This is a genomic window from uncultured Paracoccus sp., from assembly GCF_937873615.1.
Classification (GTDB): domain Bacteria; phylum Pseudomonadota; class Alphaproteobacteria; order Rhodobacterales; family Rhodobacteraceae; genus Paracoccus.
On sequence record NZ_CALMYP010000057.1, the window covers coordinates 44,738 to 58,605 of the forward strand.

Below are 13,868 nucleotides of genomic sequence, written 5' to 3' on the forward strand. Positions count from 1 at the left end.
GGCGCGGGATGGCGCGTCAGTCCTTCGCCACCATGGTCAGCACGTCATATTGCGCCACCACCTCATCCTTCTGGTTGGTGACCCGGCAATCCCAGCGGACCTCGGCATGGCCGGCATTCTCGCGCGGATTGATCTCCTTGCAGGTCAGCCGGACCTGAAGGCTGTCGCCGAAATAGACCGGGGTCAGGAAGCGCAGGTTGTCGACGCCGTAATTCGCCAGCACCGGGCCGGGATCGGGATCGACGAACAGCCCCGCCGCGAAAGAGGCGATCAGATAGCCATGCGCCACGCGGTCGTCGAAGAACGGGTTCGCTTTGGCCGCCTCGCTGTCCATATGGGCATAGAAGGTGTCGCCGGTGAAATGGGCGAAATGCTCGACATCGGCTTCGGTGACCTCGCGCGCCTTGGTGACGATCTGGTCGCCGATGCGCAGCTCCGCCACGGTCTTGCGGAAGGGATGCCTGTCGGCGCGGGTATCGGCGCCCTCGGACCAGATGCCGGTCACCGCGCTCAGCAGATGCGGGGCGCCCTGCACAGCCGTGCGCTGCATGTAATGCTTGACCGCGCGCATCCCCCCCAATTCCTCGCCACCGCCAGCCCGACCCGGCCCGCCATGCACCAGCGGCGCCAGAGGAGAGCCGTGCCCGGTCGAGGATTTCGCGCTGCGCCGGTTGCCGATCAGCACCCGGCCATGCATCGGTGCCATGCCGATCACCATCTCCTCGGCCACGTCCTTGCTGTCAGTGAAGACGGATGCCACCAGCGATCCCTTGCCGCGATGGGTCAGCGCCACCGCGTCCTCCACGCTGTCATAGGGCATCAGCGTGACCACCGGCCCGAAGGCCTCGACATCGTTCGCCGCCGCTTCCAGCGGGTTTTCGGCCAGCAGCACCACCGGGTTGATGAAGGCCCCCTTCCCGGCATCGCCCGAGGCCACGCGGACCTCGTCCGGGTCGCCGATCACGATCCGCGACGTGGCTTTCAGATCGGCAATCCGCTCGCGCACCTCGTCGCGCTGATCGAGGCTGGCGAGCGGGCCCATCCGTGTCCCTTCGACCGCAGGATCGCCGGCCACGGTCTTGCCCAGCTTGTCGGCAAGTGCGGCAATCACCGCCTCGATATGGCCTGCCGGCACGATGGCGCGGCGAATGGCGGTGCATTTCTGCCCGGCCTTGGAGGTCATCTCGCGCAGCACCTCGCGCACGAACAGGTCGAACTCCTCCGATCCCGGGCCGGCATCGGGGCCGAGGACCGAGGCATTCAGGCTGTCCGCCTCCATGGTGAAGCGCACCGAGTTTTCGACGATCGCGGGCGAGGTTTTCAGCATCCGCCCGGTCGAGGCAGAGCCGGTGAAGGTCACCACGTCCTGACAGGTCACATGATCCAGCAGATCGCCGGCCGAGCCGGAAACCAGTTGCAGCGCCCCATCGGGCAGGATGCCCATATCCACGATGCGGCGCACCATGAGTTCCGTCAGATAGGCGGTCTGGCTGGCCGGCTTCACCAGCGTGGGCATCCCGGCGATCAGCGTCGGTGCGATCTTTTCCAGCATCCCCCAGATCGGGAAGTTGAAGGCATTGATATGCACCGCCACGCCCTGCAAAGGCGTCAGGATATGCTGGCCGGAGAAGCTCGCATCCTTCGACAGCGGCTCGACCGCGCCATCGGGGATCAGCTTCGCATTCGGCAATTCCCGCCGCGCCTTCGAGGCCAGCGTCAGAAGCGTGCCGATGCCGCCTTCGATATCGACCCAGCCATCGGCCCGCGTCGCCCCGGTCCAGAGGCTTTCGGCATAGAAATCCTCCTTCATCTCCAGCAGCTTCAGGCCGATCTCCTTCAACATCAGCGCGCGCTGATGGACGGTCATCGCGCGCAAGGCCCGCCCGCCCTTCCGGCGCCCGTAATCCAGCGCCGCCGCGTGATCCAGACCCGAGGCGTCGATCAGCGCCACCACCTCGCCCGTCGCGGCATTCAGCAGCGGCTGGCCGTCGCGGCTGCCGGCCCGCCATTCGCCGCAGAGATAGGATTGCAGCAGGCGCGGCGCGGTTTGCTTGTTCATTACTTTTCCTTTCAGCCCAGACCCAGCGGCGCCAGTGCCTCGCGCACGCGGCCCGCCCAGTCCTTGCGCATCGCGTCATTTTCGGTATGGCGCAGGCCGAAGCGGGCCTGAGTCTCATAGCGTTTCGAGGCCGATTGCCCGAACGACGCCTCGACCCTGGGCAGCCAGTATTGCACCGATTGCACGGCCTTGGCGCGGCCCTCGTCGCTTTCGACGATCTGGCGCAAGCCGGTCAGGCCGAGGTCGACATGACGCGCCTCGCGCGGGGCGATCTCTCGGAAGGTATCGGCCAGCGGCGCATAGCTGACGCGGGCGAATTCCTGCATCTGCACGCCGGTCGCCAGCCCCATCAGCACGTTCAGCACCACCGCATCGACATAGCCCTGCACCGGATAGTGAAAGACCGACAGCCGCATGTCGTCGCCGTGGCGCGCGGCCTTCAGGTCGGCATCGCGACCCATCCGCGCCGCCCAGTCGTGGCGGTTGTCATAGCGCGCGGTATCGGCGCCGAATTCGCCCATCACCGCCAGCACCCGGCCGGCATGATCCAGCTTTTCCTGGGTGATCTTTGCCGCCGCGATCCGGTTCCTGATCCCCGGCGCGTCGTTGATGGTCTCGGCGAAACCCGCCGCGCCCGCCAACTCGCTGTCGATGAAGCTGGCCATCAGGCGCAGAAGCTCGCCCCGATAGCGCGCCGGCACATTGCCGGGCGAGGTCAGCTTGCCGCCCTTGGCCAGATAGTCCTCGATGCTCATATCCGTCATCGCCGCCCCCTATTCGTCATAGCTGACGACGATACGGTCGGTCAGCGGATAGCATTGGCAGGTCAGCACATAGCCCTGCGCGACCTCGTAATCCTCAAGCGCGTGGTTGATCGCCATCTCGGCCTCGCCCTCCAGCACCTTGGCGCGACAGGTCGAACAGACCCCGGCCTTGCAGGCATAGGGCGCGTCGATATCCGCCGCGAGCGCCGCATCCAGCAGGTTCTCGCCCTGCTTGGGCATCCGGAACGTGCGCGTGGCACCGTCCAGCGTCACCACGGCCTCGGTCGCGTCGCCGGCATGGGTGGCATCCCTGCTGACCGCCTTCTTCTTGGCGCGACCCGGCTGAGAGGAGGCGAAAAGCTCGAACCTGATCTGCGCATCGTCCAGCCCGGCCTTGCGCAGGCTGTCGGCCACGGTCAGCATCAGCCCTTCCGGGCCGCAGATGAAGGCGGTGTCGATGCTGGCCGGGTCGATCCAGTTGTCGAACAGCGCCTGCATCTTCTCGGCGTCGATGCGGCCGGTGAAGAGGTCGATCTCCTGCCCCTCGGATTTCAGCACATGGATGACCGAGAAGCGCCCGAGATAGAGGTTCTTCAGATCCTCCAGTTCCTCGCGGAACATGATCGAATTGACCGAGCGGTTCGCGTAAACCAGCGTGAAGCGACTTTTCGGTTCGCGCTTCAGCGTGGTCTTGATGATCGACAGGATCGGCGTGATGCCCGACCCTGCGGCTACGGCAATATAGTGCTTCGCCGATCCGCCATCGAGCGCGGTATGGAAACGGCCCATCGGCGGCATCGCCTCCAACTCCATGCCCGGCGCCAGTTCCTCATTCGCCCAGGTCGAGAAGGCGCCGCCATCGACGCGCTTGATGCCGACGCGCAGCGCGCCGTCGTCGCGGCCCGCGCATATGGAATAGGAGCGCCGCAATTCCTCGCCATCGAAGCTGCGTCGGAAGGTCAGGTATTGCCCTTGGGTGAAGTCGAAGGCCCCGGCATCCTCGGGGCGCGGGGTCAGGGTGACGACCACCGCATCGCGGGTATCGCGGCGGATATCGGTCACCTGCAGGGGAAGGAAACGGGCCATGGCGGTTCCTCTAATGGCACTTGAAATAGTCGAAGGGTTCGAGGCAGGCATTGCACACCCAACTCGCCTTGCAGGGGGTCGAGCCGAACTGGCTGACCCGCCGCGTCTCATTCGATCCGCAGCGCGGACAGGGCACGGTCAGGTTCGCGCCGCTCAACGCGCCCACGCGCGCCATCACCTGCCCATCGGGGGCGGTGCCCTCGATCGGCGGGGCGATGCCGTATTCGCGCAGCTTCTCGCGGCCCTCTGGCGTGATCCAGTCGGTCGTCCAGGCGGGGGTCAACTGGCGTTCCAGCCGGATCAGCTCGACCCCCTTGCCGCGCAGATGCGCCTCGATATCCAGGTTGATGACCGCCGTCGCCGGGCAGCCGGAATAGGTCGGCGTCACCGTGACCACCAGCACCTCGCCCTGCCATTCGACAGCGCGGATGATGCCCAGATCGGTCAGCGAGATCACCGGGATTTCCGGGTCCGGGACCTCGGCCAGCCAGTCCCAGACCTGCGAGACGGCGGCGCGCATGTTACCACTCCGCGCCCGGATAGGCGCGCTGCAGGAACTGCATCTCGGCCAGGATATAGCCCAGATGCTCGGTATGGGTGCCCTGCTTGCCGCCCTTGTGGACATAGCTGTTTTCGGGGATCGCCAGCGTCGCCTCGGCCAGCACCGCCTGAACGGTCGCATCCCAAGGCCCGCGCAGATCGGCCAGGTCCGGGGCGATCCCGGCATCGGCCATTTTGGCATCGGTCGCATCGCCGGCGAACATTTCCAGCGCGTAACCCCATTGGTCATCCAGCGCCGCCTGCATCCTTGCATGGCTTTCTTCTGTCCCGTCGCCAAGCGCGATCACCTGCTCGGCCGAGCGTTCGAGGTGATAACTGACCTCTTTCAGCGCCTTGCCGGCAATCTCGGCCACGCGGGCATCGGCGGATTTCGTCAGCGCCTGCAACTGGTGGAAATGGAAGGCGTCGAACAGGAATTGCCGCATCAGGGTGGCACCGAAATCGCCATTCGGACGCTCGACCAGCAGCACATTCCGGAAATCCCAGGCATCGCGCAGATAGGCCAGATCGTCGGCGGAGCGTCCCTTGCCCTCGACCTCTCCGGCCAGTCCCAGCCAGAGCGCCGTCTGCCCGATCAGGTCCAGCGCCATGTTCGACATGGCGATGTCTTCCTCCAGCACCGGGCCATGGCCGCACCATTCGGAATTGCGGTGGCCGAGGATCAGCGCGTTATCGCCCATGCGCAGCAGGAATTCGAAGAAGGCATCCTGATCGGCATCGGGCGCGGGCGCATGGGCGCCGCCATGGGCGGCCTTGGCCGCCAGCCCCTCGGCATCGGGGGTCATGATATCGGGAAGCGAGGGCATCACATATGCCCCACTTCATCGGGAATGTCGTAGAAGGTCGGGTGCCGGTAGACCTTGTCATTCGACGGCTCGAACAGCGGTCCCTTCTCGGACGGGCTGGAGGCCGAGATATCCGCCGATTTCACCACCCAGATCGACACGCCTTCGTTGCGGCGGGTGTAGACATCGCGGGCATGTTTGATGGCAAGCTCCGCATCCGGCGCATGCAGGCTGCCGACATGGCGGTGGTTCAACCCGTGCTGACCACGGATAAAGACTTCCCAAAGGGGCCATTCGCTGGACATTCGGATCTCCTCCCATTGCCCTGGCTTCAACTCTGGACGGCGCGAGGCCGCCCGCTTCTTCGCGCGTTCTATTCGGCGGCGACGGTTCGGCGCGCGGCCTTCTTCTTCGCATGGGCGACCATCGCCTCGCGATACCAGGCCCCGTCATCCCAGGCTTTCACCCGCGCGCCAAGGCGTTCCTTGTTGCACGGCCCGTTGCCCTTGATGACGTTGAAGAATTCGTCCCAGTCCGGCTCGGAAAAATCGTAGCCGCCCTTCTCCTCGTTCCATTTCAGGTTCGGGTCGGGGACGGTCAGGCCCAGATATTCGGCCTGCGGCACGGTCTGGTCGACGAATTTCTGGCGCAATTCGTCATTGGTATTCATCTTGATCTTCCAGGCCATGGACTGCACCGAATGCACCGAATCCTTGTCCGACGGCCCGAACATCATCAGCGAGGGATACCACAGCCGGTTCAGCGCATCCTGCGCCATCTGCTTCTGTTCCGGCGTGCCATTGGCCATCTTCATCATGATCGCGTAACCCTGCCGCTGGTGGAAGCTTTCCTCCTTGCAGATGCGGATCATCGCCCGGCTATAGGGGCCATAGCTGGTCCGCTGTAGCGGCACCTGATTCATGATCGCGGCCCCGTCGACCAGCCAGCCGACCGCGCCCATATCGGCCCAGGTCAGCGTCGGATAGTTGAAGATCGAGGAATATTTCATGTCGCCGGAATGCAGCTTCTCCAGCAACTCGTCGCGGCTGACGCCAAGCGTCTCGGCGGCGCAGTAAAGGTAAAGCCCGTGCCCGGCCTCGTCCTGGACCTTGGCCAGCAGGATCTGCTTGCGCTCCAGCGTGGGGGCGCGGGTGATCCAGTTGCCCTCGGGCAATTGGCCAACGATCTCGGAATGGGCGTGCTGGCCGATCTGGCGGATCAGGGTCTTGCGATAGCCCTCGGGCATCCATTCCTTCGGCTCGATCTTCTCGCCCGCGTCGATGCGGGCCTGGAAGGCGTGGTCTTCCGGGGTCAGTTCGGCCTTCGACTTGCCCTCGGATTTGACGAGCTGTGCATACATGGCAGTTCCTCCTCAGACGCGTTCGATAATGATGGCGATGCCCTGACCGACGCCGATGCACATGGTGCAGAGCGCATAGCGCCCGCCGGTCCGGTGAAGCTGGTACATCGCGGTCGTCACCAGCCGGGCACCCGACATGCCCAGCGGATGGCCAAGCGCGATGGCGCCGCCATTGGGATTAACATGGGGGGCGTCATCGGGCAGGCCAAGGTCGCGAAGTGTCGCAAGCGCCTGGCTGGCGAAAGCCTCGTTCAACTCGATCACGTCCATCTGGTCGATGCCCAGCCCGGTGCGCGCCAGCACCTTCTTCGCGGCAGGCGCAGGCCCGATGCCCATGATGCGCGGCTCGACCCCCGCCGCCGCCATGGCGACGATGCGGGCCTTCGGCGTCAGGCCATTGGCACGGGCAGCTTCCTCGCTGGCGATCAGCAGCGCGCAGGCGCCGTCATTCACGCCCGAGGCATTGCCGGCAGTCACGCTCAGATCCGGGCCGTTGACGCCCTTCAGCTTCGACAGCTTTTCCGCCGTCGTGCCGGGGCGCGGATGTTCGTCGGTATCGACGATGATCGCCTCGCCCTTCTTCTGCGGGATGGTGACCGGCGTGATCTCGTCCCCGAACAGCCCGGCCTCATGCGCGGCCTGCCAGCGGGCCTGGCTGCGGGCGGCGAATTCGTCCTGATCGGCGCGGGAGACATTGAAATCGGCGGCGACATTATCGGCGGTCTGCGGCATCGAATCGGTGCCGTATTGCGCCTTCATCTTCGGGTTCACGAAGCGCCAGCCGATGGTCGTGTCATAGACAGCGTTGGCGCGGCTGAAGGCGGTCTCGGCCTTGGGCATGACGAAAGGTGCCCGCGACATCGATTCGACGCCGCCGGCAATGATCATGTCGCAATCGCCGGCCTTGATCGCGCGCGCGGCCATGCCCACCGCATCCATGCCGGAACCGCAAAGCCGGTTCACCGTCGTCCCCGGCAGGCTGATCGGCAGCCCGGCCAGCAGAGCCGCCATGCGTCCGACATTGCGATTATCCTCGCCCGCCTGATTGGCGCAGCCATAGATGAGGTCGTCGACGCCGGCCCAGTCCACACCCGGATTGCGCGCCATCAGCGCCGCCAGCGGCACCGCCGCCAGATCGTCGGCGCGAACGGTGCTGAGCGCACCGCCATAACGCCCGATCGGAGTCCGGATTGCGTCGCAGATATAGGCCTCGGCCATGTCTCCCCCCTTCACGACAGGTCGGCGCGTCAAACGTTGACCGACCGTTCGGTTATTTATACGCCGATTCGCAGATCGCGCAAATGAAATGTTGCGCAGACCCCCGAAGGCCGGCGCAGGATGCTTGCCAGCACCCCAAAATACTGTGACATCAAAGATGCGCGCCCGCTTGAAAAAAGCGATATGCAGGCGCCATTTACACGGTGGTTAACAGGAAACGCCGCGCCCGGTCACAGGTGCGGCGTATCATGTTCCCGGCAAGCCGACTTGAGGATCAGCCGAGCCGGTAATTCGGGCTTTCGCGGGTGATCTGCACGTCATGGACATGGCTTTCCTTCAGCCCTGCCCCGGTGATGCGCACGAACTGGCAGCCGCCGCGCATCTCGTCCACGGTGGCGCTGCCGGTATAGCCCATGGCGGCGCGCAACCCGCCGACCATCTGGTGCACCACGGTCGCGACCGGGCCCTTGTAGGGCACCTGCCCCTCGATCCCTTCCGGGACCAGCTTGTCGGTGGCCGCGTCCTTCTGGAAATAGCGGTCGGCCGAGCCGCGCGCCATCGCGCCAAGGCTGCCCATGCCGCGATAGGATTTGAAGCTGCGACCCTGATAGAGGATCACCTCGCCCGGCGATTCGTCAGTGCCGGCGATGGCGCTGCCGACCATGGCGCAACTGGCGCCCGCCGCGATGGCCTTGGCGAAATCGCCCGAGAACTTGATGCCGCCATCCGCGATCACCGGCACATCGCCCGCCGCACCGGCGACATCCATGATCGCGGTCAGCTGCGGCACGCCGACGCCCGCGACGATGCGGGTGGTGCAGATCGAACCCGGCCCGATCCCGACCTTGACCGCATCGGCCCCGGCCCCGATCAGCGCCTTCGCAGCCTCGGCGGTGGCGATATTGCCGGCGACGATCTGGATCGTGCTGGAGAAGTTGCGCAGCCGTTCCACCGCCATGGCCACGCCCTCGGAATGGCCATGGGCGGTGTCGATCACCACCATATCCACCCCGGCCTCGACCAGGGCGGCGCTGCGCTCGAACCCTTCGTTGCCGACGGTCGAGGCGGCGCCGACACGCAGCCGCCCGAGATCGTCCTTGCAGGCCAGCGGGTTCAGCACCGATTTCTCGGTATCCTTCAGCGTCAGGAGCCCGGTCAGGTGGCCGGCCCCATCGGTGACCAGAAGCTTCTCGATCCGGCGTTCCTTCATCATCGCGATGGCCTCGGCCCGGTCGGCGGGCTCGCGCAGGATGGCGAGGTTCTGCGCCGTCATCATCGCCTTGACCGGGGTCCGGTCGTCGCTGGCGAAGCGCATGTCGCGATTGGTGACGATGCCGACGACGCGGCCATCCGCATCCACCACCGGAAAGCCGGTGACGTTGTAGCGGTCCTGCAGCGCCTTGGCATCGGCCAGCGTCTGCTCGGGCGTCAGCGTGATCGGGTCATAGACGATGCCGCTTTCGAAGCGCTTGACCCGGCGGACCTCGTCGGCCTGCTGCTCGATGGTCAGGTTGCGGTGGATGACGCCCATGCCGCCGGCCTGGGCCATGGCGATGGCCATGCGGTTTTCGGTCACCGTATCCATGGCCGAGCTGACCAGCGGGATGTTCATGCGGATGCCGCGGGTGACGCGGGTGGTCACATCGGCAGTCGAGGGCATGACATTGGAGGCCGCCGGGACCAGAAGAACGTCGTCGAAGGTGAGGGCCTCACGAATCTGCATGGCAGCAATCCTTTCGGGGGTTCGTTTGGCAGTTCCCCTTTTCACCTCGCGCCCGGTTTGTCCAGTCCCCGGGGCTGCATGGCAGGCTTTCGCCTCAGGCAATGGCGGCGTTGCTGCTGGTGGCCAGCCGCCCGCGCGCCCAGTCGCGCATCACCAGGAAGGTCGCCGGGATACAGGTCAGCGTCGCCGCGACCAGCACCAGCGACGCGAGGACCGGCAGGATGCCGATGCCGGGGAAGGCCGGCGGCAGATGCGCGAAAAGCAGTGCCGACAGTCCCAACGGGATGGTCAGAACCGAGAGGAACAGCCCCGAGCCGGCCCTGAGCGCGAGGACGGGCAGAAGCAGTAGCCCCACGAAGCTCAGCCCACAGGCCACCAGCAGAAACGGCGCGCCAAGCTGGACCGCCGCCATGCCATAGGCCGCGACCGGCACCAGATGCAGCGCCATCAGCGGCAGCAGCACCTTGGGCACCCGATGCCGGCGCAGCTGCATCAGGTTGATCGTCGCGAGCACAAGCGCCAGCCCCGCCCCGGGCCAGATCAGCACCCGCCCCAGCCCCGGCCAGCCCATCATCGGCGCAACCGCCGCCGCGACCAGCAACCCGGCCGAGAGGAACTGCCGCTCGGGCCCGATGGCCTCCTCCGCCGCCGCCATCTGCCGAAGCGAGGTGACGATCAGCCAGAGCAGCGCCAGAAGCCCGATCACCAGCATCCCGCGCCCGGCCATGGGCGCATAGGCCGCCAGCACTCCCGCGCAAAGGCCGATCGACAGCACCCCGGCGCCAATCCCGACCAGGCCCGGCAGCGTCTCCTGCTCCTCAATGACGACAGCGGGGCGGCGGAAGACCTTGCTCAGATAGGCAAGCACCGCGAACAGGAACAGCGCGACGGCTGCCCCATCCAGCAACCCCGACAGCGCCCCCAGCACCGAGGCATCCGCCATCGACTGCCAAGCCAGCGCCAGCCCCAGAAGCCCGCAGATCGGGGCGAAGATCATGGGCGGCGTGCGCCGCCAGATTCCGGGGGGCGCCTGTCTCGGCGCAACGAATTTCGGTCTTTGGGTCATCGGCCTTCCTTCATCATCGACGGATTTGACGATCTTTGCCGACTTTCCGCAACAGCACCGTTGCATGAGTGACACGGTGACGCAGGGACACAGGTCCGGGACGCCACGTCATCGCCGTGGCCTGATTGAATTGCACCTCCGAGCCGTTAACCATGAGGGCAGAACATCAGCGGTCAATCGAGCCGCGCTCAGGGAGGATGCCATGAAAAAGACTGTCTGCGGTGCTGCCGCATTGTTGATGACCGCCGCGCCGGTTTTCGCCGCCGGAATCGAGCGTTCGACCCAGTCGATCGCCATCCTGTTCGAAGAAGGCAACTACGTCGAGTTCGGCGCCCAGGTCACCAATCCCGATGTCAGCGGCCGCGACCTTGACATCTATGGTGGCCGGAAAACCGGCAATGTCGCCGACGACTTCAACGTCGTGACCTTTGGCTACAAGCATCAGTTCACCGACAAGATCTCGGCCGCGCTGATCATCGAGCACCCCTACGGCGCCGATATCGCCTATGAGAGCCTCGACCCGACCTCGACCACCAAAGGTTCCTATATGCTGAGCGGGACCAACGCGAATGTCGAAAGCGCGATGATCTCGGTCATCGGGCGCTACAAGTTCGATGATGCCTGGGGGGCACATGCCGGTCTTCGGGCCTCGAAAGCCTCGGGCGACATCCGGCTGAGCGGCGCGGCCTATGGCCAACTCTCGGGCTATCGCGCCAAGCTGCAGGACGATACCGCCGTCGGCTGGCTGGCCGGTGTCTCGTGGGAGCGGCCTGACATCGCCGCCCGGGTCTCGCTGACCTATTACTCGGATATCGACCACAGCTTCGACACCCAGGAATTCATGGGCGCGGTGAAGGTCGCCGAGGGTTCGACCGATGTCACCACGCCCGCCATGCTGGCGCTGGATTTCCAGACCGGCGTGGCCCAGAACACCCTGGTCTTCGGCCAGCTGCGCCGCACTTACTGGTCCGACTTCACGGTGACGCCGGGCTGGTTCGGCCAATCGGTGCCGGACGGGCTGGTCAGCCTCGACGACACCAACACCTTCACGCTCGGCGTTGGCCAGAAATTCACCGATCAATGGTCGGGCACCGTGGCCTTCACCTATGAACCGACCGGCGACGATCTGGTGTCACCGCTGGCACCGACCAATGGCCGCAAGGGCATCACCGTGGCCGGCATCTATACGATGGACCAGTGGAAGTTCACCGGCGGCATCAACTACACCAAGCTGGGCGACGCCTATGCGGAAACCGGCACCCCCGATGCGGCGCGCGCCAAGATGAAGGATAACGATGCCGTCAGCCTCGGGCTCAGGATCGGCTATCGCTTCTGAGACCGCCGCGAAACGCCATTCGGAAAGCCCCGCCGTCGCGCGGGGCTTTTCTCTTGCCGCCTGGCTGCCTAGATTGCCCGGCAGTAAGGAGAGACCATGATCTACGCGACCGGACAGGATTGGCTTGGCAGCAGCCGCAAGCGCGTGCTCTTGTTCGGCATGTCCGGGCTTGGCAAGACGCATCTGTCGAACCTCCTGCGCGCCTCGGGCGACTGGTTCCATTACAGCATAGATTACCGCATCGGCACCCGTTACATGGGCGAGCTGATCGCGGATAATTTCAAGCGCGAGGCGATGAAGGTCCCCTTCCTGCGCGAGCTTCTGCTGTCGGACAGCGTCTATATCGGCTCGAACATCACCTTCGACAATCTGTCGCCGCTTTCGACCTATCTCGGCAAGCCGGGCAGCCAGACGCGCGGCGGGTTGCCCTTCGACAGCTACCTGAAGCGCCAGAACGAACATCGCAAGGCCGAGATCGCCTCGCTGCTCGATACGCCCTATTTCATCGAGCGGGCGACCGATATCTACCGCCTGCCGCATTTCGTCTGCGACAGCGGCGGCTCGATCTGCGAGGTGGTCGATCCGAACGATCCCGACGATCCGGTGCTGTCGGTGCTGGAAAAGCGGCTGCTGATGGTCTGGATCAAGGGATCGGACGCGCATACCGCCGAACTGGTGCGCCGCTTCGACCGGGCGCCGAAACCGATGTATTACCAGCCGGAATTCCTCGACAAGGCGTGGCTGTCCTATCGCATGGAAAAGGGCCAGAGAGAGGATCAGGTCGATCCCGACGACTTCGTCCGCTGGACCTATGCCCGCGCCCTCGCCCATCGCCAGCCGCGCTATGAGGCCATGGCCAGGCGCGGCGTAACCGTCACCGCCGAGGAAGTCGCCGGGATCCGCAGCAGTGCCGATCTCGACGCGCTGATCGCGCGCGCCATCGACCGCCAACCCGACCGCAAGGAGACCTGATCATGCCGATCACCCTGCCCAATGACCTGCCCGCCTTCGACATCCTGTCGAAAGAGGGCGTCATGGTCATGTCGCCGGGTCGCGCGGCCATGCAGGACATCCGACCGATCCGCATCGGGCTTCTCAACCTGATGCCGAAGAAAATCCAGACCGAGAACCAGTTCGCCCGGCTGATCGGCGCCACGCCGCTGCAGATCGACTTCCAGCTGATCCGCATGTCGGATCACGAAAGCCGCAACACGGCGGCCGATCACCTGCAGAGCTTCTATCGCAAGTTCTCCGAGGTCGAGGCTTCGGGCGAGAAATTCGACGGCCTGATCATCACCGGCGCCCCGATCGAGCAGCTTCCCTTCGAGGAGGTGACCTATTGGGACGAACTTACCCGGGTCTTCGACTGGACCCAGACCCATGTGCATTCCACCTTCGGCGTCTGCTGGGGGGCGATGGCCATGGCCTGGCATTTCCACGGGTTGCCAAAGCACGACCTGCCGGAAAAGGCCTTCGGTTGCTTCCGCCACCATAACGAGGCCCCGGCCTCGCCCTTCCTGCGCGGGTTTTCCGACGACCTGCTGATCCCGGTCAGCCGCTGGACCGAGGTCCGCGCGGACGAGGTGGCGGCCCGCCCTGCGCTGAGCACGCTTTTGGCCTCGGACGAGGTCGGGCCCTGCCTGTTGCAGGATGAAGGTCACCGCGCGCTCTATATCTTCAACCATCTGGAATACGATTCCACGACGCTGAAGGACGAATATGACCGCGACGCGGCCTCGGGCAAGGCCATCGAGGTGCCGGTGAATTACTACCCGAACGACGACCCCTCGCGGCCGCCCTCGAACCGCTGGCGCAGCCATGCGCATCTGCTCTATGGCAACTGGATCAACGAGATATACCAGACGACCGAATTCGACCTGTCGAAGATCGGAACCTGATCCTGCCGTGGC

At 65.2% G+C, this 13,868-nt stretch carries 13 protein-coding genes; 3 read left to right on the plus strand and 10 right to left on the minus strand.

The genetic code is table 11. From position 1 onward, the window contains the following. Window positions 1–16: 16 nt before the first annotated feature. From paaZ to Q0330_RS13430, 10 genes are all read right to left on the minus strand, one after another. Window positions 17–2,059, minus strand: coding sequence for a phenylacetic acid degradation bifunctional protein PaaZ (gene paaZ, locus Q0330_RS13385; RefSeq protein ID WP_299480168.1), 2,043 nt, complete (start codon window positions 2,057–2,059; stop codon window positions 17–19). An 11-nt stretch (window positions 2,060–2,070) separates the two neighbouring features. Continuing rightward, window positions 2,071–2,823 carry a Phenylacetic acid catabolic protein gene (locus tag Q0330_RS13390; RefSeq protein WP_299480171.1) on the minus strand — a complete coding sequence of 251 codons (753 nt, stop codon included), beginning with the start codon at window positions 2,821–2,823 and terminating at the stop codon, window positions 2,071–2,073. A 9-nt stretch (window positions 2,824–2,832) separates the two neighbouring features. Next, window positions 2,833–3,909 carry a 1,2-phenylacetyl-CoA epoxidase subunit PaaE gene (paaE, locus tag Q0330_RS13395; protein WP_299480174.1) on the minus strand — a complete coding sequence of 359 codons (1,077 nt, stop codon included), beginning with the start codon at window positions 3,907–3,909 and terminating at the stop codon, window positions 2,833–2,835. 10 nt (window positions 3,910–3,919) lie between these two features. Further along, the gene (gene paaD, locus Q0330_RS13400; protein WP_299480177.1) at window positions 3,920–4,429 is read right to left on the minus strand and encodes a 1,2-phenylacetyl-CoA epoxidase subunit PaaD; all 510 of its coding nucleotides are present in this window, start codon (window positions 4,427–4,429) and stop codon (window positions 3,920–3,922) included. Between the two features lies 1 nt (window position 4,430). Next, window positions 4,431–5,276: a 1,2-phenylacetyl-CoA epoxidase subunit PaaC gene (gene paaC, locus Q0330_RS13405; RefSeq protein WP_299480181.1), complete on the minus strand. Its 846-nt coding sequence runs from the start codon at window positions 5,274–5,276 to the stop codon at window positions 4,431–4,433. Further along, entirely contained in the window at window positions 5,276–5,560 is a 285-nt protein-coding gene (paaB, locus tag Q0330_RS13410) for a 1,2-phenylacetyl-CoA epoxidase subunit PaaB (protein WP_299480184.1), read from the minus strand. Before paaB ends, paaC begins: the two co-directional genes overlap by 1 nt. A gap of 68 nt (window positions 5,561–5,628) precedes the next feature. Next, entirely contained in the window at window positions 5,629–6,615 is a 987-nt protein-coding gene (paaA, locus tag Q0330_RS13415; protein WP_299480187.1) for a 1,2-phenylacetyl-CoA epoxidase subunit PaaA, read from the minus strand. Between the two features lie 12 nt (window positions 6,616–6,627). Then, window positions 6,628–7,833 (minus strand): 3-oxoadipyl-CoA thiolase, encoded by a 1,206-nt coding sequence (pcaF, locus tag Q0330_RS13420; protein WP_299480190.1) that lies wholly within the window; start codon window positions 7,831–7,833, stop codon window positions 6,628–6,630. A 274-nt stretch (window positions 7,834–8,107) separates the two neighbouring features. Further along, a complete protein-coding gene (gene guaB / locus Q0330_RS13425; RefSeq protein ID WP_299480193.1) occupies window positions 8,108–9,556 on the minus strand; it encodes an IMP dehydrogenase in 1,449 nt (482 codons plus the stop codon). A 94-nt stretch (window positions 9,557–9,650) separates the two neighbouring features. Continuing rightward, window positions 9,651–10,622 carry a hypothetical protein gene (locus Q0330_RS13430; RefSeq protein WP_299480196.1) on the minus strand — a complete coding sequence of 324 codons (972 nt, stop codon included), beginning with the start codon at window positions 10,620–10,622 and terminating at the stop codon, window positions 9,651–9,653. 202 nt (window positions 10,623–10,824) lie between these two features. On the opposite strand from Q0330_RS13430, the gene Q0330_RS13435 reads away from it, so the two are divergent. The 3 genes from Q0330_RS13435 to metA all read left to right on the plus strand — a co-directional run bounded on the left by Q0330_RS13435 (window position 10,825) and on the right by metA (window position 13,856). After that, window positions 10,825–11,958, plus strand: a complete 1,134-nt coding sequence (locus Q0330_RS13435) for an outer membrane protein transport protein (protein ID WP_299480199.1) — start codon at window positions 10,825–10,827, stop codon at window positions 11,956–11,958. Between the two features lie 96 nt (window positions 11,959–12,054). After that, a complete protein-coding gene (locus tag Q0330_RS13440; protein ID WP_299480202.1) occupies window positions 12,055–12,930 on the plus strand; it encodes an ATPase in 876 nt (291 codons plus the stop codon). Window positions 12,931–12,932: 2 nt separating this feature from the next. Then, the gene (metA, locus tag Q0330_RS13445) at window positions 12,933–13,856 is read left to right on the plus strand and encodes a homoserine O-succinyltransferase (RefSeq protein WP_299480205.1); all 924 of its coding nucleotides are present in this window, start codon (window positions 12,933–12,935) and stop codon (window positions 13,854–13,856) included. Window positions 13,857–13,868: the final 12 nt, after the last annotated feature.